We start from the raw sequence: 22846 nt of genomic DNA on the forward strand, positions 1-22846 counted from the left end.
GAAATATGGAAACTATGCTATCACGTCGCTCTCTGCTTGTTGGAATGTCGGTCCTGGCCCTGGCCGGCCCGGCATCCGCAGAACCGATCCTCCAGAAAATACTGAGTCCATTCGGTGGAGATAACGCCGAGCCGGCAGTCGCTGCGGATGAGGCGGTCAAGCCGATCGAGGTGGCTGAAGTTCGCAAGCCTGCGAACCAGGCAAAGGCGAAGCCTAAAACCAAATATGGTATCGACCCGAAATATATGCCTCAGGATGTTGCATTCTCCGGATACAGGCCGGGAACGATCGTGATCGACCCGAAGGCCAAGTTCCTTTACCTCGTCGAATCGCCATTCTCCGCACGCCGCTACGGCATCGCAGTTGGCAAGGAAGGGCTGGAGTTCAAGGGAACTGCAACGATCCAGACCAAGCGCGAATGGCCGCGCTGGATTCCGACCAAGGAAATGATCGAGCGCGAGCCGGCCCATTATGCCAAGTATGAAAACGGCATGGACGGTGGACCGGGCAATCCGCTTGGTGCACGTGCCCTGTACCTTTCTCAGGGAAACAAGGATACGCATGTGCGCATTCACGGCACGATCCAGCCCTGGACCATTGGAAGCTCAGCATCCAACGGCTGCTTCCGTATGGTCAATGATCATGTTATCGATCTCTACAATCGTGTCAGCATTGGCACGGAAGTAATTGTTCTGTAACAAATATCTTCGATTTTGTTGAAACGGCCAGGCCTCGCGTCTGGCCGTTTTGTTTGAATGTAAAACCAATTGGAGCGGGAAAAACGGCGTCAATGCCGATTTTTTTGTGGCCAAATCACTTGCAAAGGACTAACGAGATAAGCCCATGGCCCGATATGTTTTCATCACTGGCGGCGTGGTTTCTTCCCTCGGAAAAGGCATCGCTGCTGCCGCTTTGGCGGCACTCCTGCAGGCTCGTGGATACCGTGTTCGTATTCGCAAGCTCGACCCCTATCTCAACGTCGACCCCGGTACGATGTCGCCCTATCAGCACGGCGAGGTCTTTGTGACCGACGACGGTGCTGAGACTGACCTTGATCTCGGTCACTATGAGCGCTTTACCGGACGTCCCGCCAACAAGCAGGACAATATTACAACGGGGCGCATCTACCGGAATATTATCGAAAAGGAACGCCGGGGTGACTACCTCGGTGCGACGGTTCAGGTCATTCCTCACGTCACCGACGAGATCAAGAATTTCATTGTCGAAGGCAATGAAGACTATGATTTCGTCCTGTGCGAAATCGGCGGCACGGTTGGCGACATTGAAGCCATGCCATTCCTCGAAGCCATTCGCCAGCTTGGCAATGATCTGCCGCGCGGTAGCGCCGTCTATATTCACTTGACGCTGATGCCCTACATTCCGGCAGCAGGAGAACTCAAGACCAAGCCGACGCAGCATTCCGTCAAGGAACTCCGCTCGATCGGCATCGCGCCGGATATCCTGCTCATTCGCGCTGATCGCGAGATCCCGGAATCTGAGCGCCGCAAACTGTCACTGTTCTGCAATGTCCGCGCATCAGCGGTCATTCAGGCGCTCGACGTCGATACCATCTATGACGTGCCGATGGCCTACCACAAGGAAGGCCTTGATTCGGAAGTGCTGGCGGCCTTTGGCATCGATCCTGCCCCGAAACCGCGCATGGAGCGTTGGGATGAGGTCAGCCATCGCATCCACAATCCGGAAGGTGAGGTTACCATTGCCATCGTTGGCAAATATACCGGCCTCAAGGATGCCTATAAATCGCTGATCGAAGCCCTCCACCATGGCGGCATGGCCAACAGGGTAAAGGTCAATCTCGACTGGATCGAATCGGAAATCTTCGAACAGGAAGATCCGGCGCCCTATCTCCAGAAGGTCCATGGCATCCTGGTCCCAGGCGGCTTCGGCGAGCGTGGGTCGGAAGGCAAGATACTGGCTGCAAAGTTTGCTCGTGAGAAGAAGGTTCCGTATTTCGGCATCTGTTTCGGCATGCAGATGGCGGTGCTGGAGGCAGCGCGTTCGCTGGCAGGCGTCGAGAACGCGTCATCATCCGAATTCGGCCCGACAGAACAACCGGTAGTCGGCCTGATGACCGAATGGCTAAAGGGCAACATGCTGGAAAAGCGCGCCCAGTCGGGCGACCTTGGCGGCACCATGCGGCTTGGTGCCTACGAAGCATTGCTGAAATCCGGCACGCGCATTGCCGATATCTATGGTTCGACCGATATTTCCGAACGCCATCGTCATCGCTACGAAGTGAACATCGACTACAAGGACCGTCTGGAAGAATGCGGGCTGGTGTTCTCAGGCATGTCGCCGGACGGCGTGCTGCCCGAAACCATAGAATATCCGGATCATCCCTGGTTTATCGGCGTGCAATATCATCCGGAGCTGAAATCGCGTCCGTTCGAGCCGCATCCACTGTTCGCCTCGTTCATTCACGCCGCGATGGCACAAAACAGGCTGGTTTAGGCGTCCAACTTGGCTGGAGCTCAAAGGCCCTGCGCGATGCAGGGCCTTTTGCGTTTGTCGAGTTGCTATTGCAAATGCATAATGCTGCTTTGTTGCGGCGCGGCGCAGGGCGAAGCATTGCCATTGGCGTCCCGCCGCTCGGGCTGGCGGGTTGGGATTTTCAACGCTTCCTTTGTCAACGTAACCAGTACGGCCGGATCGTCGCCGGTCTGGACCGGTGCGGGCTCACCCTTGGTCAGGGTAACCCAGGTATCTGTCCTGCCAATATCGACATTGAATTCACGGCCCTGCCATTTCAAACCTTTGAAGAAGACGCGGTTTGCCGGCTGGCGCTCGAAGGTCTCGGGCAGGAATGGTTTCAACACGATCCCTTCGTCTCGGGAGCGATAGCCCGTCATGCCCATGCCCACGCCCTGCAGGAAGCCGCTGCTTGATACGATTATTCAGATTGTCGAGGAGGAAGTCCGAAGATTGACGGTGCGTATTCCTTGGCTGTCGAGCAACGGTGGCACGATCTCGCTGCGGACTGCGTCCAAGGTCTCGGGAATTTCCTAGCCAAGTTTTTCTCCGACATTGGTCGCTATTTCCAAGGCTTTTATCGCGGAACCATTGGTAACGTCTTCGGTAGACTTGTTCTCGGCAAACTCGTCGGCGCCAGTCACCAGGTCGAAATCATTGGCGGCAGTGGCGCTGCTTTCGGATCAACCGGCAGATCAAGCTTTGCAATCCGTTCCTTGTAAAGCTTGTTCTCCTCCTGAAGTTTGGAAAGGATCCCATTCAACTCTTCGATAGTTTTTAGAATATCCGCTTCTTTGGCAGTTGTGGGTTTTCCCAGCAACTCGTTGATTTTGTCGAATGCGAGCTTGTCCTCGTCGAGGTTGCGTTGCATCTCACTGATCTTGGCGTTGAGGTCCGCAACAGTCGCCCCCTCCGGCAAACCCTTTGCCAGGTTTCTGAGAAGTACGTTTTCAGTGACGATATCGCTGACTTTGGTGCCTGCAGGCAACCCGGCCAGCGAGGTCCTGAGATCCGCGATTATCGACTCCCGCTTTTGTAATTCCTCGGTGCTTGCCTGGCGCAAGTCTTCCAGGTCACCCTCCAGCTGCTTGATGGTAGCCGCTTGCGATATGATCTGTTCTTGTGGAATTTGATGCCTGCTCGGCCTTGTTGTCGGAGCCGTTGCAAACGGCAAGCACGGCACAACCAACCAGCCCCACAGCCAATGCGGTGCGGATAACCATATACTCCTCCATGGATTCTATTTTGGCTTTTTTAACGATGCCTGGTCAATCCAGGCTGCATTCGCTTTCCCTTTAGTCAGTCGAAAATATCGACGAGCCGTTTTCCGTCACTCACACGATCGGTATTCTTTATTTGACTATCGAAAAAATGAAATTGTACTTTAGTTGCATAGGTGGGCACGAATTGCGGCCGCGATCCGATTTTCACCTTGCCATTTTGCCGAGCATCGGCCAAATCCTGTTCCGTCATGAACAAAGCACCGCGCACATCCCGTCCTGTCGATCATCTGGTGTTGCCAACAGCGGATATCAGCGTTGCGCAATCGCGACTGCAGCGCATGGGCTTTACGGTTGCGCCGGTGGGCGTACATCCCTTCGGAACGGAGAATGTCTGCGTATTCTTGAGCGACGACAGTTTTCTTGAGTTTCTTGCCATTGCCCAGCGGGAGACGTGCGAAGCTGAAGCACGGAGCGGCAATGTCTTCGTCGCGCGGGATCAGGCCTACCGCTTTCGCAACGGTCAGGATGGTTTTTCCGCGCTGGTCATGGGGACCCACGACGCCAGCGCGGATCACGATGCATTTGTGCAGGCGGGCATATCGGCCGGTGCCATGCTGAGCTTCTCACGGCCGTTCAAAACACCAGGCGGCAAGGAAGATATCGCCGGTTTCCGCCTCGCATTTGCTGCCGACCTGCGCGCACCCGACGTGTTCTTCTTCACCTGCGAGCGGGTCAATACGCCCAAAGTCGATCGCACTGCGCTTCAGAACCATGGCAACGGCGCTGTTGCATTGCGTGAGATCGTCTTGTCTGAAGTCAATCCAACGGACTTTCAGTACCCGCTGCAGGACGTGATCAATCAGCGGGACGTAAATGCCCATTCCTTTGGCATGGACTTGCGCGCTGCCAATGCGAATATCACCGTATTGACGCCGCAAGGTTTGAGGTCATTCTTTGGCATTGAATCGCCTGCGCTTGAACGTGGCCTGCGCCTGCAGGCCTTCGTGCTTGGCGTGCGTGACATGGCAATGGTTGAATCCCTGCTTGCGCAGAACAATATTCCCTTTGAAAAGCGCGGCGACCGCCTGATTGTGCACAAAGCACCGGGGTTGGGCGCTGCCATCGCATTTGAGGCTTTCTAATGTCCCTGAACACCACCGTTCTTGCCGGTAACGTCGCATTTTCAAACACCGCGCAATTTTCACTGATCGCCGGTCCCTGCCAGATGGAAAGCCGTCAGCATGCGTTTGACATGGCGGGCGCATTGAAGGAAATGACGAAAAAGCTTGGTATAGGTCTCGTCTACAAATCGAGTTTTGACAAGGCCAACCGTACCTCATTGACCGGAAAGCGTGGCTTCGGGCTGGAGAACTCGTTGCCGGTATTTGCCGACATCCGCAAGGAGTTCGGGCTTCCGACTTTAACCGATGTGCATACAGAAGAGCAGTGCATCATTCTGGGCCAGGTGGTTGACGTGCTGCAGATCCCTGCCTTCCTGTGCAGGCAGACCGACCTTCTGGTTGCTGCGGCGAAGACGGGCAAGGTCGTCAATGTCAAGAAAGGGCAGTTTCTTGCTCCCTGGGACATGAAGAATGTCGTTGCAAAGGTGACGGAAAGCGGAAATCCCAATGTGATGGTGACCGAGCGGGGTGCATCCTTTGGCTATAATACGCTCGTTTCCGATATGCGTTCGCTGCCGATCATGGCCGGCATGGGCGCGCCTGTGATCTTTGACGCCACACACTCGGTGCAGCAGCCGGGCGGGCAGGGAGGATCGACAGGCGGCCAACGAGAATTCGTCGAGACGCTGGCGCGGGCGGCTGTTGCGGTTGGTGTCGCCGGTGTCTTCATTGAAACGCACCAGGATCCCGACAACGCCCCATCGGATGGTCCAAATATGGTGCCGCTCGATCAGATGCCAAGGCTTCTCGAACGGCTACTGGAATTCGATCGGATCGCCAAGAAGGCGTGAAGGCCGGGGCGACAAGGTTCCAACTGATTAAATAAAATTTTTATGCAACCCTGCACCGGCTTTGCTCATTAACCCTCCATGCACACAGCAAGAGGAGTGAGCAATATGCCAACCAATTCAGGACATACCACAGCCATCCGGGCATCCCGTGTCATCGGTACCAGTGTCTACAATGGAACTGGCGACAAGATCGGTGAAATCGAGGATGTGATGCTGGACAAGACGGCGGACAACATCATGTTTGCGGTCATTGGTTTCGGCGGTTTTCTGGGTATTGGCGAAAAATACCATGCAGTGCCATGGAAACTGCTCGACTATGACGAGAGCACCAGCGGTTATGTTGTTCCGTTTACCAAGGAGCAACTTGAACAGGCGCCGGCTCACGGCATTACCGAGCTTACGGAAAATGACGGACGTCGCGTGCGCGACATGTCCTTCACATACTACAAGGTCGATTCACCGACTCAAAACCTCTACTGATCCTGACCAAAGGCCGTCACCAGACGGCCTTTTTTCGTTTTTTGATTCACAATTACCCATTGTGGGGATTTTCCTTGTCATCTTCATTCGCTATGCAGTGGCAGCCCAACGCTGCGCAATGCCAGCTGCACAATGCTAATTGAAAGGGAAAATACCCCATGACTGCTATTGTCGATATTATTGGCCGTGAAATTCTGGATAGTCGCGGGAATCCGACTGTTGAAGTCGATGTCATTCTCGAAGACGGTTCCAAGGGCCGTGCAGCGGTGCCTTCCGGCGCCTCGACCGGCGCGCACGAAGCAGTCGAACTTCGCGATGGCGGTGCCCGTTACCTCGGCAAGGGTGTTCAGAAGGCTGTCGATGCGGTCAATGGGGAGTTGTTCGATGCTGTTGGTGGTCTGGAAGCGGAAAACCAGATCCACATCGATCAGACAATGATCGATCTGGATGGCACGCCCAACAAGAGCCGCCTTGGTGCCAATGCAATTCTAGGCGTTTCTCTGGCGGTTGCAAAGGCCGCAGCCGAAGCTTCCGGTCTGCCACTCTATCGCTATCTGGGCGGCCCAAGCGCCCATGTTCTGCCGGTGCCAATGATGAACATCATCAATGGTGGCGCGCACGCCGACAATCCCATTGATTTTCAGGAGTTCATGATCCTGCCAGTAGGAGCTTCGTCGATAGCTGAGGCTGTTCGCTACGGTTCTGAAGTCTTCCATACGCTGAAGAAGCGTCTCAAGGATGCCGGTCATAACACCAATGTGGGTGACGAGGGTGGTTTTGCTCCGAACCTGAAGACGGCGCAGGCCGCATTGGACTTCATTGTGGAATCCATCGAAAAGGCCGGCTTCAAGCCTGGCGAAGAAATTGCGATTGGCCTCGACTGCGCCTCGACCGAATTCTTCAAGGACGGCAATTACGTTTATGAAGGTGAAAAGAAGTCGCGTGACCCGAAGACCCAGGCGAAATACCTTGCCAAGCTCGTAGCTGACTACCCGATCATCACCATTGAAGACGGCATGGCTGAGGATGATTGGGAAGGCTGGAAGTACCTGACAGATCTCGTCGGCAACAAGTGCCAACTCGTAGGTGACGATCTGTTCGTCACCAATTCGGCCCGCCTGCGCGATGGTATCAAGATGGGCGTCGCCAATTCAATCCTGGTCAAGGTCAACCAGATCGGCACGCTCTCGGAAACGTTTGATGCGGTGGATACCGCACACCGCGCTGCCTACACGGCCGTGATGTCGCATCGTTCGGGTGAAACCGAAGATTCAACGATTGCCGATCTGGCTGTCGCCACCAATTGCGGGCAGATCAAGACCGGCTCTCTCGCCCGTTCAGACCGGGTCGCCAAGTACAATCAGCTCATCCGCATCGAGGAAGAACTGGGACCGCAGGCCCGCTATGCCGGTCGCGGAATCTTCCGCAACGCCTGACAATTCGATTATTCAAGCAGTATGAAATGGCGGGCCCTGTGTCCGCCATTTTGTTTTTGGATGAGGGCGGTAATCGCCCGTTAAGCAAAACATGGTCTTATCGGCTGATGACAAATCGGACCATCCCGATCCGATTCCGCAACGTTCCGGGCCATCGCAATGTGGACAAAACAAAGACGCAAAACCAATCGCGGACGGCTGATAGTACCGCTGTTGGCGACCCTGTTCTTCGCCTATTTCGGATTTCATGCCTACCACGGCGAGTATGGGCTTTATTCGGCTATCAAGCTGCAGGAGCAGACCAAGTTGCTCCAGGCACAGCTCGATGCCGTCACGGCATCGCGCACGGAGCTTGAACGACAGGTGCAACTTATGCATGATGGTACGATTGAGAGGGATATGCTGGACGAACAAGCGCGTAAAGCATTGAATGTATCGCGTCACGACGAAGTCACGATAATGCGTGGCTCCGGGGATCTTGCTGTTAACTGAATTCTGGTTAATCAGCGTTTTTCTTTGTGTTTTGAACGTCTTATTTGCATAGCACTTATTCGATTCTGCATATTGTAAGTTCTGCCCCTGCTGCTATTGTCGTGCGACCAAATCACAGGGAGTGAGATATGGCCACGAGGGCGAAAAAAAGCCCTGCGCGTTCCGCGCAGACCTCTGCTGTCAAAGCACCAAAACCAATTCAGTTTACCAAGGAACAAGAGCTCGAAGCCTACCGCGAGATGCTGTTGATCCGCCGCTTCGAAGAGAAGGCCGGCCAGCTCTATGGTATGGGCTTTATCGGCGGCTTCTGTCACCTCTACATTGGCCAGGAGGCCGTAGTGACTGGAATGCAGATGGCTCTGCGAGAGGGCGATCAGGTAATTACCGGTTATCGCGATCACGGCCACATGCTGGCTTGCGGCATGAGTGCGCGCGGTGTCATGGCCGAACTCACCGGACGTCGTGGCGGCCTTTCCAAGGGGAAGGGCGGCTCGATGCACATGTTCTCCAAAGAGAAGCATTTCTACGGCGGTCACGGTATCGTGGGTGCACAGGTTTCGCTTGGAACCGGCCTCGCATTTGCCAATCGCTACCGCGATAACGGGAATGTATCGCTGGCTTATTTCGGCGATGGTGCCGCCAATCAGGGCCAGGTCTATGAAAGCTTCAACATGGCCTCGCTGTGGAAGCTGCCGGTGATCTACGTGATTGAGAACAACCGCTACGCGATGGGTACCGCCGTGTCGCGTGCCTCGGCCGAGACCGATTTCTCCAAGCGTGGTATTTCGTTCAACATTCCCGGCATCCAGGTCGACGGCATGGATGTGCGCGCTGTGAACGCCGCCGGCGAAGAGGCAGCAGCCTGGGCGCGTTCAGGCAAAGGGCCGATGATCCTGGAAATGCAGACTTACCGGTATCGCGGGCACTCGATGTCGGATCCGGCCAAGTACCGCTCCAAGGATGAAGTACAGAAAATGCGGTCCGACTACGATCCCATCGAGCAGGTGAAGAACCGGTTGATCGAAAAGGGATGGTCCACCGAGGACGACCTGAAGCAGATCGACAAGGACGTGCGCGACATCGTGGCTGACGCCGCCGATTTCGCCCAGTCCGATCCGGAGCCGGATGCATCCGAGCTCTACACCGATATTCTGCTCTAAGGGAGGCGAACATGCCTGTAGATATTTTGATGCCAGCGCTCTCGCCGACCATGGAAGAGGGCAAACTGTCGAAATGGCTGAAGAAGGAAGGCGACAAGGTCACGTCCGGTGACGTTCTTGCGGAAATCGAAACTGACAAGGCGACAATGGAAGTAGAAGCGGTCGACGAAGGCACGATCGGCAAGATTGTCGTTCCCGAGGGCACCGATGGCGTGAAGGTGAATTCCGTTATCGCCGTTCTGCTCGGCGAAGGCGAAAGCGCCGATAGCGTAAGTGCGTCGCCGAAAGCCGCCGAAGCGCCAGCCAAGTCGGAGGAAGCCCCCAAGCAGGCGGCAGCGCCTGAACCATCCGCTCCTTCTGTTCCTGCGGCGCCGAAAAGCGAAGTTGCTGCCGATCCGGATATCCCCGCGGGGACGGAGATGGTGTCGACCACCGTTCGTGAAGCATTGCGCGACGCGATGGCGGAAGAAATGCGCCGTGATCCTGATGTTTTCATCATGGGCGAGGAAGTTGCCGAGTACCAGGGCGCCTACAAGATCACTCAAGGGTTGCTTGATGAGTTTGGTCCCCGCCGTGTGGTCGATACGCCCATTACCGAACACGGCTTTGCCGGCGTCGGCGTTGGTGCCGCAATGACTGGCCTGCGCCCGATCGTTGAGTTCATGACATTCAACTTTGCCATGCAGGCGATCGATCAGATCATCAATTCTGCCGCCAAGACACTCTATATGTCTGGCGGCCAGATGGGCGCCCCGATGGTATTCCGCGGACCGAGCGGTGCAGCTGCCCGCGTTGCGGCCCAGCACTCCCAGTGCTACGCAGCGTGGTACAGTCATATTCCGGGACTGAAGGTCGTCATGCCCTACACAGCGGCCGATGCAAAAGGCCTGCTGAAGGCTGCGATCCGCGATCCGAACCCGGTGATCTTCCTCGAAAACGAAATCCTCTACGGCCATTCGTTCGATGTTCCGAAACTGGATGACTTCGTTCTGCCGATTGGCAAGGCGCGCATTCACAAGAAGGGCAATGACGTCACGCTGGTTTCTTTCGGTATCGGCATGAACTACACGGTCAAAGCGGCCGAGGAACTGTCGAAACTTGGCATCGATGCCGAGATCATTGACCTGCGTACGATCCGTCCGATGGATCTGCCTACCGTTATTGAATCGGTGAAGAAGACGGGACGTTGCGTTACCATCGAAGAAGGCTATCCGCAGTCCTCCGTCGGTACGGAAATCGCCACCCGGGTCATGCAGCAGGCCTTTGACTATCTTGATGCGCCCGTTCTGACGATTGCCGGCAAGGATGTACCGATGCCCTATGCGGCCAACCTTGAGAAACTGGCCCTGCCAAGCGTCAAGGAAATCGTCGATGCCGTCAAAGCTGTGACCTACACAGCGTAAGGGGAGGAAACCGCAATGCCGATCAATATTACAATGCCGGCGCTTTCTCCCACGATGGAAGAGGGCAACCTTGCCAAATGGCTCGTCAAGGAAGGCGACAAGGTTGGACCTGGCGACGTGATCGCCGAGATCGAGACCGACAAGGCGACGATGGAAGTCGAGGCGGTGGATGAAGGTACCGTCGCCAAGATCGTTGTCCCTGCGGGTACAGAGGGTGTCAAGGTCAACGCGCTGATCGCCATTCTGGCCGGCGAGGGCGAAGATGCCGCCGCCGCGGCCAAGGGCGCCGATGCTGCTCCGGCCAAGGCCGAGACGCCAAAGCAGGAGGCCAAAGCCGAGGCTGCTCCTGTTGCGGCAAAAGCTGCAGAAGCCGCACCCGCGGCGGCTCCGGCAGCGACAGTTGCTCCGGCGCAGACGGGTAATCGCCCGTTCTCTTCCCCTTTGGCACGCCGCATTGCCAAGGAAGCCGGAATTGATCTTGCAGCGGTTTCAGGCACCGGCCCCTATGGCCGGGTGATCAAGAAGGACGTGGAAGCGGCGATTGCCGGAGGTGCCAAGGCTGCTCCCGGAGCAGCGGCGCCGGCAACTGCGCCTGCCGCCGCGCCCAAACCCATGTCCGACGATGCCGTCCTCAAATTGTTCGAAGAAGGCTCTTACGATCTCGTTCCACACGATGGCATGCGCAAGACCATTGCCAAGCGCCTGCTCGAGGCCAAGACGACCGTCCCGCATTTCTATCTGACGTTGGATTGTGAACTCGACGCATTGCTTGCGTTGCGTGCGCAGATCAACGCTGCCTCGCCAATGCGCAAGACGGAAAAGGGCGATGTTCCTGCATACAAGCTGTCGGTCAACGACATGATCATCAAAGCGATGGCGCTAGCGCTGCGCGATGTTCCGGAAGCAAACGTTTCCTGGACTGACGCCAACATGGTCAAGCACAAGCACTCCGATGTCGGCGTAGCGGTTTCGGTCCCGGGCGGGCTGATCACACCGATTATCCGCAAGGCCGAGCAAAAGACCCTGTCAGCCATTTCAAACGAAATGAAGGATCTTGCCAAGCGGGCCCGTGATCGCAAGTTGAAGCCGGAAGAATACCAGGGTGGCACCACGGCTGTGTCCAACCTCGGCATGTTCGGAGTCAAGGATTTCGCTGCGATCATCAACCCGCCGCACGCGACCATCCTTGCGGTCGGTGCCGGCGAGGAGAGAGCTGTCGTCAAGAAGGGTGAGGTGACAGTTGCAACTGTCATGTCCGTGACTCTCTCGACTGATCACCGCGCGGTCGATGGCGCCCTCGGAGCCGAACTGGCTCAGGCTTTCAAGCGGCACATTGAAAACCCGATGGGTATGCTGGTCTGAGACGCGCACCATGAAAACCGTCCTTTGCTACGGCGACTCGCTCACCTGGGGTTACAAACCTGACGGATCGGGTCGCCATGCATTCAGGGACCGGTGGCCGCAGGTGCTGCAGGATGAGCTCGGATCAGGTGTTCATATCATCGCCGATGGCCTGAACGGGCGTACAACCGCCTATGATGACCACCTGTCAGGATTTGAGCGTAACGCCGCAAAAACGCTTACGACGGCGTTGGGTACGCATTTCCCGCTCGACCTCGTCATCATCATGCTTGGCACCAATGACATGAAGCATGTGCTATGCGGCAATGCCTTGGGTGCCAAGCGGGGGATGCAGCGCCTTATCGAGATCGTTCGCACGGCGCCGTACCAATTCGATACTGCGCCGCCTGCCGTGCTGATCATGTCGCCGCCGCCTCTTGGTGCGGCTGGCGGCGAGGATTTCAGACTGATTTTTGAAGAAGGCGTTGGGCAGTCACACTTGTTAGCCGGCTTCTATCAGGATGCCGCCGTGCTGGCCGATTGCACATTCTTTGACGCAGGTTCGGTAGCGGCAACATCGCCTGTTGATGGCGTACATCTCGATGCGGAAAATACGAGGGCAATTGGCAAAGCCATTGCCCCCATTGTTCGAGGCATACTCGATCTTTAATTCAGGAGGACCAAGGTCTTGGCCAATAATTACGACGTGATCATCATTGGTTCGGGCCCAGGCGGCTACGTGACCGCTATCCGTTCCGCTCAACTTGGCTTCAAGACGGCGATTGTCGAGCGCGAACATCTCGGCGGCATTTGCCTCAACTGGGGTTGTATTCCAACGAAAGCGTTGCTGCGCTCGGCGGAAATCCTTCATTATGGCCAGCACGCCAAGGATTATGGTCTGACGATCGAAGGAAAGATTTCCGCCGACGTGAAGGCGGTCGTGCAACGCTCGCGCGGCGTATCGGCTCGGCTGAATGGCGGCGTCGGCTTCCTGATGAAGAAGAATAAGGTCGACGTGATCTGGGGCGAGGCCAAACTGTCTAAGCCCGGCGAAATCGTTGTCTCAAAGACTTCAAAGAAGCCGATGGAGCCGCAGAACCCGGTACCAAAGAATGCATTGGGTGAAGGTACTTATACGGCTAAGCATATTATCGTTGCGACGGGTGCCCGGCCGCGCGCCTTGCCCGGTATCGAACCGGACGGCAAGCTGATCTGGACCTACTTCGAAGCGATGGTCCCGCCAGAAATGCCGAAGTCTCTTGTCGTCATGGGATCGGGCGCGATCGGCATCGAATTTGCTTCATTCTACCGCACAATGGGCGCGGAAGTGACGGTCGTTGAGCTGTTGCCGACTGTGATGCCCGTGGAGGATGCAGAGATTTCTGCCTTCGCCCGCAAGCAGTTTGAAAAGCAGGGCATGAAGATCATCACCGATGCCAAGGTAACTAAGGTGGAGAAGGCTGCCAACAGCATCACCGCCCATGTCGAGACCAAGGACGGCAAAGTGGAGAAGATCACCGCCGAGCGCCTGATTTCCGCGGTTGGCGTTCAGGGGAACATCGAAAATCTCGGGCTTGAGGGTTTGGGCGTCAAGACGGATCGCGGTTGCATCGTCACCGATGGATACGGGAAGACCAATGTGCCAGGGATTTATGCGATCGGCGACGTGGCTGGTCCTCCCATGCTCGCGCACAAGGCAGAGCACGAGGGTGTCATCTGCGTGGAGAAGATTGCCAACGTTCCGGGTGTGCATGCGCTGGAAAAGGACAAGATACCAGGCTGTACCTATTGCCAGCCGCAGGTCGCCTCGGTCGGTCTGACGGAAGCGAAGGCCAAGGAAAACGGACGCGAGATCCGCGTTGGGCGGTTCCAATTTGCAGCCAATGGCAAGGCGATCGCTCTTGGCGAAGACCAGGGTTTGATCAAGACGATCTTCGACAAGAAAACCGGCCAGCTGATTGGAGCACACATGGTCGGCGCGGAGGTCACTGAACTGATCCAGGGGTTTGTTGTTGCCATGAACCTCGAAACGACCGAAGAAGAGTTGATGCATACGGTATTCCCGCACCCGACCTTGTCGGAGATGATGAAGGAAAGCGTATTGGACGCCTATGGTCGCGTGCTGAATGCGTAATTGAGAAGGAAATCCAGACTCATTGGTCACGATCAAGGATAGCGGAGCCTGGATCAGCCTTTCCTGGCTGATCCTCAAATGGTCGACCCTCGTCGGCCTACTGCTTGGGTTCGTGCCTGCCGCCTTGAGTATGGCTTCGGGTAACACCATATCGGTCAATGGTGTCGGGATTGGCGGTTGGACCGGCGTCTGGGTGGTAACGCTCGCCTGCGGGTTGGGTGGTTTTCTTTTCGGTGCTATATGGGCGCTGGTCTTGCGGGCAATTGCGATCGCATCCGGGCGCTAGCGCGCAGACAAGGGTAGGGAGCAGGAACATGGATCAGTCGGTTGCTATCATGGGCATGCCCGGTGTTGGTTTCTTTGGAATGCTGGTAATTGGTTTCATAGCCGGTTATGTCGCCGAAAAGGCGATGAACCGTGATCATGGTCTGCTCACCAACATTCTTGTCGGTATCGCCGGATCCTTTGTCGGCGGTACTTTGGCAGGCCTGCTGGACTTCAATTTCTACGGATTTCTTGGAAATCTGATCGTTGCGACGGCTGGCGCAATCCTCATTCTTTGGGTCTTTGGCAAGACCAGGGCCACGAACTAGGACATTTTCATGGTAACGGTACTCGATACGATCGATCAGAAGCGGCGCCTCCGGCATCCGGAAAAGGCGCATCGACCGGATTCGGAAATTCTGAAGAAGCCGGACTGGATCAGGGTCAAGGCCCCGGTGTCGAAAGGTTATTCGGAAACGCGCGACATCGTGCGTTCGCACAATCTCGTCACCGTCTGTGAAGAGGCCGGTTGTCCGAATATCGGTGAGTGCTGGGACAAGAAGCACGCGACGTTCATGATCATGGGCGAGATCTGCACGCGCGCCTGTGCGTTCTGCAACGTTGCCACCGGGCTGCCGACAGCGCTTGATCCCAATGAGCCGGAAAATGTCGGCAAGGCCGTCCTGAAGATGGGCCTGTCGCACGTGGTCATTACCTCCGTGGACCGCGACGACCTCGCCGATGGCGGTGCACAACACTTTGCCGACGTGATCCACGCAATCCGGCGGATATCGCCAGGAACGACGATCGAAATCCTGACGCCAGACTTCCTGCGCAAGGAAGGTGCACTTGAGATCGTTGTGGCCGCACGACCGGATGTCTTCAACCACAATCTCGAGACTGTTCCTTCGAACTATCTCAAGGTTCGGCCGGGTGCCCGTTATTTCCATTCCATTCGCCTGTTGCAGCGGGTGAAGGAGATCGATCCGACCATCTTCACCAAATCCGGCATCATGGTCGGGCTTGGAGAAGAGCGAAATGAGGTGCTGCAGTTGATGGATGATCTGCGCTCTGCGGACGTTGATTTCATGACGATCGGCCAGTATCTGCAGCCGACGCGCAAGCATCACCCTGTGCTCAACTATGTCACTCCGGATGAGTTCAAATCCTACGCGACCATCGCCAAGACCAAGGGCTTTCTGGTTGTCGCGTCAAGTCCGCTGACCCGCTCGTCGCACCATGCGGGCGACGATTTTGCCAAGCTGAAGGCTGCACGCGAGGCGCTGCATACATCGCGTAGCTAGCTCATGCCGAAATTTGACACGTCCCGTCCTGTCGTTCACCGGGCCGAGCAGATGTTTGATCTGGTCGCGGATGTCGAGAGCTATCCGCAATTCCTTCCGATGTGCGAAAGTCTGAAGGTTCGCTCCCGCAAGGAAAGCCACGGCAAGACGCTGCTGGTGGCGGACATGACCGTGGGCTACAAGCTGATCCGCGAAACCTTCACCAGCCAGGTTTTGCTGAAGCCGGAAGAGAAGGTCATCCTTACAAAGTACATTGACGGCCCGTTTCGCTATCTTGATAACCGCTGGCAGTTCGTTCCTGACGCCAATCCCGAGAATTCCACGGTCAAGTTCTATATCGATTACGAGTTCAAAAGCCGCACGCTTGGCTTTTTGATGGGTTCCATGTTTGATATTGCTTTCCGCAAATTCACGGAAGCATTCGAAAAGCGTGCAGATGCGATCTATGGCAAGGGCGGGAAACCGCCAGCCGTCTGATGGATATTCCGAAGATGACACACCAAGATTATGAGCTTCATATTGGCACGCCCTCGGTCGAAGATTACCGGCGTTTGCGGGAAATTGCCGGATTGAGCCCGAAAAGCCAGCAGGCTGCGGAGAAGGGCCTGCCCAATACGCTCTATGCAGCAACCATTCGCCATCAGGCCGGCGCGACTGTCGCAATGGGCCGGGTCGTCGGTGACAATGGCTGTTTCTATCAGATTGTCGACATTGCCGTTGATCCTTCGCATCAAGGCAAGGGTCTCGGCAAGGTCATCGTGTCCAGCCTCATTGATTTTGTGAACGCTGAGGCGCCCGACGGTGCCTATGTGAGCCTGATAGCGGACGGTCCCGCGAGGTACCTTTACGCAAAGTTTGGCTTCGAACCTGTCATGCCGGAATCGATCGGCATGGCGTTTCGGGTTCAGCGGTCCTGATCGGCCGACAGGGCCTCCAGTATCCATTCAAGGGCGGTATTGGTTGCGGCACGGCGGATCGATGCCCGGCCATGATCAAGAAAAAGCCGGCGCATCGCGATCGGTTGCTTCCGGCGGAGTGCCAAGCCAAACCAGACAAGCCCTACGGGCTTGGCCGTCGAACCGCCACCTGGGCCGGCAACTCCGGTGACGGACACAGCAATGCCCGCCCGTGAGCGAGCAAGCGCACCCGCAGCCATCGCCATTGCTACTTCTTCCGAAACGGCGCCATGGGTTGTGATCAAATGCATCGGCACGCCCAGCATCTCATGCTTGGCTTCATTGGAGTAGGTGACGAAACCGCGATCGACGACGTCCGATGACCCGCCAATGTCGGTTAGCGAGGCGATAATCAGGCCGCCCGTGCATGACTCAGCCGTTGCGAGCAGCACGCCGTTCCGCCGGCAGGCATCTAGCACGGCAATGGCTTTGGCTTCCGCGATGAGACCGGTCATTCGGGAAGTTCTCCGGGAAAGATGACCGATGCGGTGGCAATGGCAGCAATGCCTTCTTCGCGGCCGATGAATCCAAGCTTCTCGTTGGTCGTCGCCTTGATCGAAATGCGATCGGCAGTAATGCCCAGCATTTTCGATATGGCAGCCGTCATTGCCTGACGATGCGGGCCAACCTTCGGCGATTCACATATCAGCGTGATATCAGCATTGGCGATCCGGCCTCCGGCTTCTTTGACGATTTTGACCGCGTGCTCGACAAATACATGCGAGGCGACGCCCTTCCACTGCGGATCGGACGGCGGAAAATGCGTGCCGATATCGCCCGCGCCACGTGTCGCCAGCAAAGCATCGGTCAGGGCATGCAGGGCAACGTCTGCGTCGGAATGTCCTGAAAGCTTACGATCATGCGCAATGAATACGCCCGCAAGCATCACGCCGTTTCCCGGTTCGAAGGCGTGCACGTCATAACCGTTACCGGTACGCACATCCGGATATGCAGGAAGCTTTTGCGACAAACGGTCGTCGGCCATGTCGATATCCTTTGCCCAGGTCAGTTTCGTGTTGTCCGCAGATCCTTCGACGATGCGCACCGGCAGGCCATGCCATTCAGCAATGGCTGAGTCGTCTGTAAAATCCGACCGCCCGGCGGCGAAGGCTGCGTCGTGGGCAGCCAGAATCGGCAGAAACGGAAACGCCTGGGGCGTCTGCGCAGCATAGAGGCCAGCACGTGGCACCGTCGCACTGACCATGGCGTCATGCCCTGCAGACTTCAGCGTATCGGAAACGGCGAGGACCGGCAGTACACCTATATGCGGTGTGAGATTGAAGATCACTCGTTCCAGGAGGTCCGCCGAAATAAATGGGCGGACACCATCATGAATCAAAACGTGATCTGGGGATACCTCCTTGAGGGCGAGGAGCCCGAGCCGCGTTGACTCCTGGCGCGTAGGTCCACCCGTGACCGCGGTTATGCTTGTCTCAAAGCCCGCGGTGGCTTGGGCGAACAATGCCTCGTCTTCCTTGTGTATTACAACGACAACATGATGAATGAGCGGGCAGTCGAGAAATGCACGCAGCGTGTGCGCAAGAACTGCTTCTCCGCCGATCTTGCGATATTGCTTTGGTCCTTCAACGCTTTGGCCCGCGCGCTCACCGCGCCCCGCTGCCACGATGACAGCCGCAACCCGCATCTGCTTGTCGTTAGTTTTGCCCGCCAATACTACTCTCCGTCACGTCGCAATGCGTTACCCTGTGCCAAGGTGAAAGGCTAGAGGCTTTCCGTCGCTTCAAGGTCGAAAACTGATCACGGTGCGACGCTCTTTGCCTTGCGAAGCGGCACGATCCTGTCTAAAGGATAGGCTATTACGAAATTGCATACGAAACAGGCAGACTGAGTGTCGTGATCCAACTGAACCAACCACTGGATGTAGGCGGAGTGCATTTGCGCAACCGCGTATTTCTGGCCCCCATGTCTGGGGTTTCCGATTTGCCGTTCCGTCAGCTGGCGTGGCAGGCAGGCGCCGGCATGGTCGTGTCGGAAATGGTGGCGAGCGCCGAGCTCTGCACACGCGAGCGCGGTAATTTGCTTCGCCTGAAGGGTGATGGTCTCGGTACGCATGTGGTGCAGATCGCCGGCCGGGAAGCGCGGTGGATGGCCGAGGCCGCACGCATTGCTGAAGGCGAGGGTGCTCATATCGTTGATATCAATATGGGTTGCCCCGCCAAGAAGGTGACCGGGGGCCTTTCGGGGTCGGCGCTGATGCGCGATCTCGATCACGCCCTGACGCTGATCGAGGCCACGATCGCCGCGGTGCGTGTTCCGGTGACGCTGAAAATGCGCCTGGGCTGGGACAATGACACCATCAATGCTCCGCAGTTGGCCGCCCGCGCGGAAGAGGCCGGTGTCCAAATGGTTACCGTCCATGGCCGGACGCGCTGCCAATTCTATGAGGGCAAGGCGGATTGGCCTGCCATCCGTGCGGTCAGAAACGCCGTCTCGATCCCGCTTGTCGCCAATGGCGATGTTCTGGATCGGGATGATGCAATATCGATCCTCAATGCATCGGGCGCCGACGCGGTGATGGTCGGGCGCGGAGCCTACGGTCAGCCCTGGCTGCCCGGAACAATCGTTCATGGTATCGGGCAGAATGCTGGCGGCGTGATCGCAGACTACGCCGTCGCACACTACGAAGCGATGCTGACGCATTATGGCGAGCCCACCGGCATACGTCATGCCCGCAAACATCTGGGCTGGTATCTGGACGTCCATGGCAGCGGCGTCGGTCCTGCCGAGCGCGGTTCGATCATGACAGAAACCAATCCGCAGCTGGTTGCGCGCCGGTTACATGCAGCCCTTTCGCGGTTCTCCGCCGCAGATTTGAAGAAAGTAGCGTAATGACCGCTTCAGAGAAGCCTGTGCTGGAAGATCGTTTGGCAGGCATGGTCCTAAACTCTATCAGGCATCCGGTGATCATGCTCGACGAAGCCGGCCACATCTCCTATGCGAATGCGGATGCCGAAGCTTTCTTTCGCTCGAGTGCCAGTATCCTGAGCCGGAACACCCTCGACATGCTGCTGCCATTCGGCAGCCCATTGCTCGCCCTCGTCAAACAGGTGCGGGAAAATCCGTCCCCTGTGAATGAATATCGCGTCGATGTGTCATCTCCGCGGCTCGGTCAGGACCGCATTGTCGATCTCTATGTCACACCGGTCAGCGAGTCGCCGGGCTCGATCGTTATCCTTTTCAAGGAGCGGTCGATGGCGGAGAAGCTCGATCGCCAAATGACACATCGCGGCGCCGCCCGTTCGGTCACCGGCCTTGCTTCCATGCTGGCACACGAAATCAAGAATCCACTGTCCGGTATTCGCGGTGCAGCGCAATTGCTCGAGACGGGCCTGAACGATGACGACCGGGCTTTAACGCGGCTGATCACCGATGAAACGGACCGGATCGTTTCTCTCGTCGATCGTATGGAGGTTTTCTCCGATGAGCGGCCGATCGAACGCGAGGCGGTGAACATTCATGTGGTGCTCGATCACGTCAAGGCCATCGCCAAAAACGGGTTTGCCAGTCACATCAAATTCCATGAGGACTATGATCCGTCGCTTCCTTACGTATTCGCCAATCGCGATCAACTCGTTCAAATTTTTCTCAATCTGGTAAAAAATGCAGCGGAATCCATCGGTCACGAGCCCGGCGAAATCACACTCTCGACGGCGTTCCGGCCAGGCATCCGCCTATCGGTCCCGGGCATGCGCAATCGCGTCTCGTTGCCGCTTGAATTTATCGTCCAGGACACGGGTCCGGGCGTATCGCCTGATATCATGCCGCATCTGTTCGATCCCTTCGTGACGACGAAGCCCAATGGTTCGGGACTTGGTCTTGCGCTCGTCGCCAAAATTGTTGGAGACCATGGTGGTGTCATCGAATGCGATTCCGTGCCGCGCAAGACCACGTTCAGGATCCTCATGCCTGCGTGGCAAAGCGGACCGCTCGATGATGAGCACGCAGACGAAAAACCATACTCCAAGAAAGCAGGATCCTGAACATGAGCTTGGGCAGCATTCTCGTCGCAGATGACGACGCGGCTATCAGAACGGTCCTCAATCAGGCACTGTCTCGTGCGGGCTACGATGTCCGCATTACCTCGAATGCGGCCACCCTATGGCGTTGGATCTCTGCCGGTGACGGCGATCTGGTGATCACGGACGTGGTCATGCCCGATGAGAACGCATTCGACCTCTTGCCACGGATCAAGAAGTCCAGGCCGGACCTTCCCGTTATCGTCATGAGCGCGCAGAATACTTTCATGACCGCAATTCGGGCATCCGAAGCAGGGGCCTATGAATATCTTCCGAAGCCATTCGATCTGACGGAACTCGTCAGCATTGTTGGCCGAGCGCTTGCCGAACCGAAAAAGAAGCCGGACAAGTGGGCTGCTGAAGAGCAGCCGGACACGATGCCGCTGGTTGGCCGGTCGCCTGCAATGCAGGATATTTACCGCGTGCTCGCGCGCATGATGCAAACCGATCTGACGGTGATGATTTCCGGCGAGTCCGGCACCGGCAAGGAACTTGTCGCGCGCGCCCTGCATGAATATGGGCGCCGGCGAAAAGGCCCATTCGTTGCGATCAACATGGCGGCGATCCCACGGGATCTGATAGAGTCCGAATTGTTCGGGCACGAGCGCGGTGCATTCACCGGCGCACAGAACCGATCGAGTGGCCGCTTCGAGCAGGCCGACGGCGGCACACTGTTCCTCGACGAAATCGGCGATATGCCGATGGAGGCCCAAACCCGTCTGCTGCGTGTACTGCAGCAGGGGGAGTACATGACTGTCGGTGGGCGGACTCCCATCAAGACGGACGTGCGCATTGTTGCAGCGACAAACAAGGATTTGCGGACCCTGATCAATCAGGGGCTGTTTCGTGAGGATCTCTATTATCGTCTCAACGTTGTCCCGCTGCGTCTGCCGCCATTGCGCGAACGCGGTGAGGACATTCCTGACCTGGTCAGGCACTTCTTTAAAATGGCCGCCAAGGACGGATTGCCGGAAAAGCGGATAACCGCCGATGGTCTCGATCTGATGCGACGTTACCCTTGGGCGGGCAATGTACGCGAACTTGAAAATCTCGTCCGCCGCCTGGCGGCACTCTATCCGCAGGAAGAGATCAATGCCGAGGTCATCGAAGCCGAATTGAAAGCCGACCTGCGACCTGCGGAATCTCCGTCAAGTTCCATGGCCAGCGAGGAGCTTACCATTGCCCAGGCAGTAGAATTGAATATGCAGCGCTATTTCCTTTCCTACGGTGACGACTTGCCGCCTGCTGGTCTTTACCAGCGCGTGCTGGAAGAGATGGAGTATCCCCTGATACTCTCGTGCCTGACCGCAACGCATGGCAACCAGATCAAGGCTGCCGAACTTCTCGGACTGAACCGCAACACCTTGCGCAAGAAGATACGCGAGCTCGGCGTGAATATTTACAAGAGCGGCAAGAATGAGCGTTAGCAGTCGTTGGTCAGGTGTTAAAGAGTTATTAAACAACGCCTTTGGCAGCGCCCCACTATTCCAATAATTATAATCGATAAAATTGTAACGAGTGCAATATCGGCTTCTTAACAGGAGTATGCGCAGAGTATTCACCAGAAATCCTGTGAATTATACGCGATCGGCAAGGTGTCGTACTGCGGTCAGATCATACGGAGGTGAATGATGTTCAGTTTTGCGGAACGTTTGGTTTTGTTTAACCAATACGAAATCTTGAAGAAGCTCGACCCCGAGAAGTGGTCCATGTATGCGAGGCATCAGGAGGTCGTGGAAAAGGGCATAGAGAGCCTGTATGGCGAACTGGGGATTTCCGAAACCACCGTCAGCGAAGAGACGGCTGAGGAAGTGAGCAACATTCTTCAGATGTTTCAGGCCATCAAGAAGTCGAGCAACGGCGTCAGCAACAACATTGCGGACCGGACCAAGTTCGTTGGCTTCGGGCCGAGCCAGTCAAGCGCGCATTTTTCCTACGCCGATTTCCTCAGCAGGGTGCTCAAGCTCCCACAGGAAATCTCGAAGGGTGCCGACAACCGGCCAGAACTTCAGCTGGAAAAATATCGCACGATGTTGAAGCGCTGGGATGAAATTGGACGAAGGCACAAACTTTCTGCCGATCAGATCGCGCATCTGGTCGCCTGATTACTGTTCGTCGATTGACCGTGGCTGGCCCAATCCTGAAAAGGTCTGG

Annotated in this window: 26 protein-coding genes; 22 read left to right on the top strand and 4 right to left on the bottom strand. The window is 56.5% G+C overall.

The annotated features are described in order from the left end of the window. Positions 1-14: 14 nt before the first annotated feature. Both K9U38_RS08530 and pyrG read left to right on the top strand, forming a co-directional pair. On the top strand, positions 15-698 hold the full coding sequence (locus K9U38_RS08530) for a L,D-transpeptidase (protein WP_224493923.1): 684 nt from the start codon (positions 15-17) through the stop codon (positions 696-698). Between the two features lie 145 nt (positions 699-843). Further along, complete coding sequence (pyrG, locus tag K9U38_RS08535) at positions 844-2472, top strand: CTP synthase (RefSeq protein ID WP_224493924.1); 1629 nt, start codon at positions 844-846, stop codon at positions 2470-2472. 65 nt (positions 2473-2537) lie between these two features. Here pyrG and K9U38_RS08540 read toward each other — a convergent pair whose 3' ends face one another. Then, positions 2538-2870, bottom strand: a complete 333-nt coding sequence (locus tag K9U38_RS08540; RefSeq protein ID WP_224493925.1) for a glycosyl hydrolase family 65 domain-containing protein — start codon at positions 2868-2870, stop codon at positions 2538-2540. Between K9U38_RS08540 and K9U38_RS08545 the strand changes: the two genes are divergently transcribed. Then, entirely contained in the window at positions 2869-3027 is a 159-nt protein-coding gene (locus K9U38_RS08545; RefSeq protein WP_224493926.1) for a hypothetical protein, read from the top strand. The two genes, K9U38_RS08540 and K9U38_RS08545, sit on opposite strands and share 2 nt — an antisense overlap. Positions 3028-3130: 103 nt before the next feature. Here the strand turns inward: K9U38_RS08545 and K9U38_RS08550 are convergent, their stop codons facing one another. Then, positions 3131-3664 (bottom strand): hypothetical protein, encoded by a 534-nt coding sequence (locus tag K9U38_RS08550; protein WP_224493927.1) that lies wholly within the window; start codon positions 3662-3664, stop codon positions 3131-3133. A 297-nt stretch (positions 3665-3961) separates the two neighbouring features. Between K9U38_RS08550 and K9U38_RS08555 the strand changes: the two genes are divergently transcribed. From K9U38_RS08555 to K9U38_RS08625, 15 genes are all read left to right on the top strand, one after another. After that, positions 3962-4855, top strand: coding sequence for a VOC family protein (locus tag K9U38_RS08555; RefSeq protein ID WP_224493928.1), 894 nt, complete (start codon positions 3962-3964; stop codon positions 4853-4855). After that, on the top strand, positions 4855-5685 hold the full coding sequence (gene kdsA / locus K9U38_RS08560) for a 3-deoxy-8-phosphooctulonate synthase (protein ID WP_224493929.1): 831 nt from the start codon (positions 4855-4857) through the stop codon (positions 5683-5685). Before K9U38_RS08555 ends, kdsA begins: the two co-directional genes overlap by 1 nt. Before the next feature lie 105 nt (positions 5686-5790). Beyond that, positions 5791-6165, top strand: a complete 375-nt coding sequence (locus K9U38_RS08565) for a PRC-barrel domain-containing protein (RefSeq protein WP_224493930.1) — start codon at positions 5791-5793, stop codon at positions 6163-6165. Between the two features lie 158 nt (positions 6166-6323). Then, positions 6324-7601: a phosphopyruvate hydratase gene (gene eno, locus K9U38_RS08570; protein ID WP_224493931.1), complete on the top strand. Its 1278-nt coding sequence runs from the start codon at positions 6324-6326 to the stop codon at positions 7599-7601. Between the two features lie 159 nt (positions 7602-7760). Further along, a complete protein-coding gene (locus K9U38_RS08575; RefSeq protein ID WP_224493932.1) occupies positions 7761-8093 on the top strand; it encodes an FtsB family cell division protein in 333 nt (110 codons plus the stop codon). Between the two features lie 128 nt (positions 8094-8221). Beyond that, positions 8222-9253, top strand: coding sequence for a pyruvate dehydrogenase (acetyl-transferring) E1 component subunit alpha (gene pdhA, locus K9U38_RS08580; RefSeq protein WP_224493933.1), 1032 nt, complete (start codon positions 8222-8224; stop codon positions 9251-9253). Between the two features lie 11 nt (positions 9254-9264). Beyond that, positions 9265-10656 (top strand): pyruvate dehydrogenase complex E1 component subunit beta, encoded by a 1392-nt coding sequence (locus K9U38_RS08585; RefSeq protein WP_224493934.1) that lies wholly within the window; start codon positions 9265-9267, stop codon positions 10654-10656. Positions 10657-10671: 15 nt separating this feature from the next. Then, positions 10672-12018 (top strand): pyruvate dehydrogenase complex dihydrolipoamide acetyltransferase, encoded by a 1347-nt coding sequence (locus K9U38_RS08590; protein ID WP_224493935.1) that lies wholly within the window; start codon positions 10672-10674, stop codon positions 12016-12018. Positions 12019-12028: 10 nt separating this feature from the next. Continuing rightward, entirely contained in the window at positions 12029-12667 is a 639-nt protein-coding gene (locus K9U38_RS08595) for an SGNH/GDSL hydrolase family protein (protein WP_224493936.1), read from the top strand. 18 nt (positions 12668-12685) lie between these two features. Beyond that, a complete protein-coding gene (gene lpdA / locus K9U38_RS08600) occupies positions 12686-14131 on the top strand; it encodes a dihydrolipoyl dehydrogenase (RefSeq protein ID WP_224493937.1) in 1446 nt (481 codons plus the stop codon). A 22-nt stretch (positions 14132-14153) separates the two neighbouring features. Then, entirely contained in the window at positions 14154-14417 is a 264-nt protein-coding gene (locus K9U38_RS08605; protein WP_224494098.1) for a hypothetical protein, read from the top strand. 28 nt (positions 14418-14445) lie between these two features. Further along, positions 14446-14724 carry a GlsB/YeaQ/YmgE family stress response membrane protein gene (locus tag K9U38_RS08610; RefSeq protein ID WP_224493938.1) on the top strand — a complete coding sequence of 93 codons (279 nt, stop codon included), beginning with the start codon at positions 14446-14448 and terminating at the stop codon, positions 14722-14724. A 9-nt stretch (positions 14725-14733) separates the two neighbouring features. Continuing rightward, a complete protein-coding gene (gene lipA, locus K9U38_RS08615; protein ID WP_224493939.1) occupies positions 14734-15699 on the top strand; it encodes a lipoyl synthase in 966 nt (321 codons plus the stop codon). Positions 15700-15702: 3 nt separating this feature from the next. Continuing rightward, positions 15703-16176: a type II toxin-antitoxin system RatA family toxin gene (locus K9U38_RS08620; RefSeq protein WP_224493940.1), complete on the top strand. Its 474-nt coding sequence runs from the start codon at positions 15703-15705 to the stop codon at positions 16174-16176. A 14-nt stretch (positions 16177-16190) separates the two neighbouring features. Continuing rightward, a complete protein-coding gene (locus tag K9U38_RS08625) occupies positions 16191-16616 on the top strand; it encodes a GNAT family N-acetyltransferase (protein ID WP_224493941.1) in 426 nt (141 codons plus the stop codon). Here the strand turns inward: K9U38_RS08625 and K9U38_RS08630 are convergent. Next, positions 16604-17110: a CinA family protein gene (locus K9U38_RS08630; RefSeq protein ID WP_224493942.1), complete on the bottom strand. Its 507-nt coding sequence runs from the start codon at positions 17108-17110 to the stop codon at positions 16604-16606. The genes K9U38_RS08625 and K9U38_RS08630 overlap by 13 nt on opposite strands. Then, positions 17107-18300, bottom strand: a complete 1194-nt coding sequence (locus K9U38_RS08635) for a bifunctional 2-C-methyl-D-erythritol 4-phosphate cytidylyltransferase/2-C-methyl-D-erythritol 2,4-cyclodiphosphate synthase (RefSeq protein WP_224494084.1) — start codon at positions 18298-18300, stop codon at positions 17107-17109. Before K9U38_RS08635 ends, K9U38_RS08630 begins: the two co-directional genes overlap by 4 nt. Positions 18301-18509: 209 nt before the next feature. On the opposite strand from K9U38_RS08635, the gene dusB reads away from it, so the two are divergent. From dusB to K9U38_RS08655, 4 genes are all read left to right on the top strand, one after another. Continuing rightward, positions 18510-19505: a tRNA dihydrouridine synthase DusB gene (gene dusB / locus K9U38_RS08640; protein ID WP_224493943.1), complete on the top strand. Its 996-nt coding sequence runs from the start codon at positions 18510-18512 to the stop codon at positions 19503-19505. Further along, entirely contained in the window at positions 19505-20656 is a 1152-nt protein-coding gene (locus K9U38_RS08645; protein ID WP_224493944.1) for a two-component system sensor histidine kinase NtrB, read from the top strand. The genes dusB and K9U38_RS08645 overlap by 1 nt, the downstream gene beginning before the upstream one ends. A gap of 2 nt (positions 20657-20658) precedes the next feature. Then, positions 20659-22119 carry a nitrogen regulation protein NR(I) gene (gene ntrC, locus K9U38_RS08650; RefSeq protein ID WP_224493945.1) on the top strand — a complete coding sequence of 487 codons (1461 nt, stop codon included), beginning with the start codon at positions 20659-20661 and terminating at the stop codon, positions 22117-22119. Positions 22120-22323: 204 nt separating this feature from the next. Further along, positions 22324-22797, top strand: a complete 474-nt coding sequence (locus K9U38_RS08655) for a YfbU family protein (protein WP_224493946.1) — start codon at positions 22324-22326, stop codon at positions 22795-22797. Positions 22798-22846 lie beyond the last annotated feature (49 nt).

It is taken from the genome of Phyllobacterium lublinensis (assembly GCF_020164435.1).
In the GTDB taxonomy this organism is placed as follows: Bacteria; Pseudomonadota; Alphaproteobacteria; order Rhizobiales; family Rhizobiaceae; genus Phyllobacterium; species Phyllobacterium lublinensis.